The sequence below is a fragment of the Nocardia exalbida NBRC 100660 genome, from assembly GCF_000308575.1.
GTDB classification, from domain to species: Bacteria; Actinomycetota; Actinomycetes; order Mycobacteriales; family Mycobacteriaceae; genus Nocardia; species Nocardia exalbida.
Genome location: NZ_BAFZ01000106.1, coordinates 1 through 1998, shown reverse-complemented (window position 1 = coordinate 1998; position 1998 = coordinate 1). Strand labels below are relative to the sequence as shown.

Sequence of the window (1998 nt, the reverse complement as noted above, 5' to 3'; positions counted from 1 at the left end):
GGACACCACCGAACTCGTCGACTTCATCTCCGAGTCGTTGCCTGCTTATATGATTCCGGCGTCGATCATGGTGTTGGGGGAGATTCCGTTGACGCCGGTGGGGAAGTTGGATCGGGCGGCGTTGCCGGAGCCGGTGTTCGCGGCGCGGGCGTTTCGTGCGCCGTCGACGCCGGTGGAGGAGATCGTGGCGGGGGTGTTCGCGGCGTTGTTGGTGCCCGAGGAGGACGGGCGTGTGGGTGCGGATGACGATTTCTTCGAGTTGGGTGGTAATTCGCTGTTGGCGGCGCAGGCGGCGGCGCGGATCGGTTCGGCGTTGGATGTGCGGGTGCCGGTGCAGTTGTTGTTCGAGGCGACGACGGTGGCGGGGTTGGCGGCGCGGGTCGAGGCGCATGCGGGGTCGGTGGCGGGGCAGGCGTTGCGGGCGTGGGCGCGTCCGGAGCGGGTGCCGTTGTCGTATGCCCAGCAGCGGATGTGGTTTTTGAACCGGTTCGATCCCGTGAGCGGGGTGAACAATATCCCGGTCGCGGTGCGGTTGTCGGGGCGGTTGGATGTGGTGGCGTTGCGGGCGGCGGTGGGGGATCTGGCCGAGCGGCACGAGGTGCTGCGCACGGTGTATCCGGATGTGGATGGTGAGGGTTTCCAGTTGGTGTTGCCGGTGGGGGATCCGCGGGCGGTGCCGGATGTGCTGGTGCGGCGGGCGCATGAGTCGGAGGTGGCGGCGTTGGTGGCCGCGGCGGTGGGTGAGGGGTTCGATGTGACCGCGGCGCCGCCGGTGCGGGTGCGGTTGATCGAGTTGAGCGATACCGAGCATGTGCTGGTGTGCGTGGTGCATCACATCGCGGGGGACGGGTTCTCGATGGGTCCGTTGACGCGGGATCTGATGAGCGCGTATGTGCAGCGTTCGCGGGGTGGGGCGCCGGGGTGGCCGGTGTTGGAGGTGCAGTACGCCGATTACGCGTTGTGGCAGCGGGAGATCTTGGGGACCGAGGATGATCCGGAGTCGTTGCTGGCCGCGCAGATCGGGTTCTGGCGGCAGCGGTTGGCGGCGCTTCCCGATCAGTTGGAGTTGCCTGCGGATCGGGCGCGTCCGGCGGTGGCGTCGCATCGTGGTGCGACACTCGGGTTCGAGATCGACGCGCAGGTGCATGCGGGGTTGAGCCGGGTGGCCGCGCAGCACAACGCGACGTTGTTCATGGTGGTGCATGCGGCGTTGGCGGTGTTGCTGGCGCGGTTGTCGGGTAGCCGGGATATCGCGGTGGGTACGCCGGTGGCGGGGCGTGGTGAGGCGGCGTTGGATGATTTGATCGGCATGTTCGTCAACACGTTGGTGTTGCGCACCGACATCGATCCCGGTGTGCGGTTCGAGCAGTTGCTGGGCGCGGTGCGTGCGGTGGATGTGGAGGCGTTCGGGCACGCGGATGTGCCGTTCGAACGTCTGGTGGAGTTGCTGGATCCGGTGCGGTCGGCGGGGCGGCATCCGTTGTTCCAGGTGATGTTGACCTTCCAGAACCTCGCGGTGGCGGAGTTGGAGTTGCCGGGTTTGTCGGTGTCGGGGGTGGATTTGGCTGTGCCGTTGGCGAAGTTCGATCTGCAGTTGGCGATCGCGGAGAACAACGACCGTCACAGCGAGGCCGGTGGTTTGTCGGCGGCGTTCACCTATGCCACCGATCTGTTCGATACGGCGACGGTGCGTGATTTCGCCGACCGGTTCACCCGCATTCTGGCGGCGGTGGCCGCGGACGCGTCGGTGGTGGTGGGGGATATCGATGTGCTGGCCCCGGGCGAGCGGGAGCTGGTGTTGCACGAGTGGTCCACCCCGGGCACGATCGTGCCGGAAGTGACGCTGGTGGAGGTCATCGCCACCCAAGCCCGTTCGCGTCCCGACGCCGTCGCCATCCGCTACGGCGATACCAGCCTGACGTTCGGGCAGTTGCAAAGCCGCGCCAACCGGGTCGCTCGGGCGTTGATCGCGCAGGGCGCGGGCCCGGAATCGGTGGT

1 protein-coding gene is annotated in these 1998 nt (G+C 67.4%); it reads left to right on the top strand.

The window, feature by feature from the left end; all coding sequences use genetic code 11:
* Nucleotides 1-1998 (top strand): condensation domain-containing protein (locus ON29_RS24995; protein ID WP_040870045.1); only part of this gene is annotated, 1998 nt, incomplete at both ends.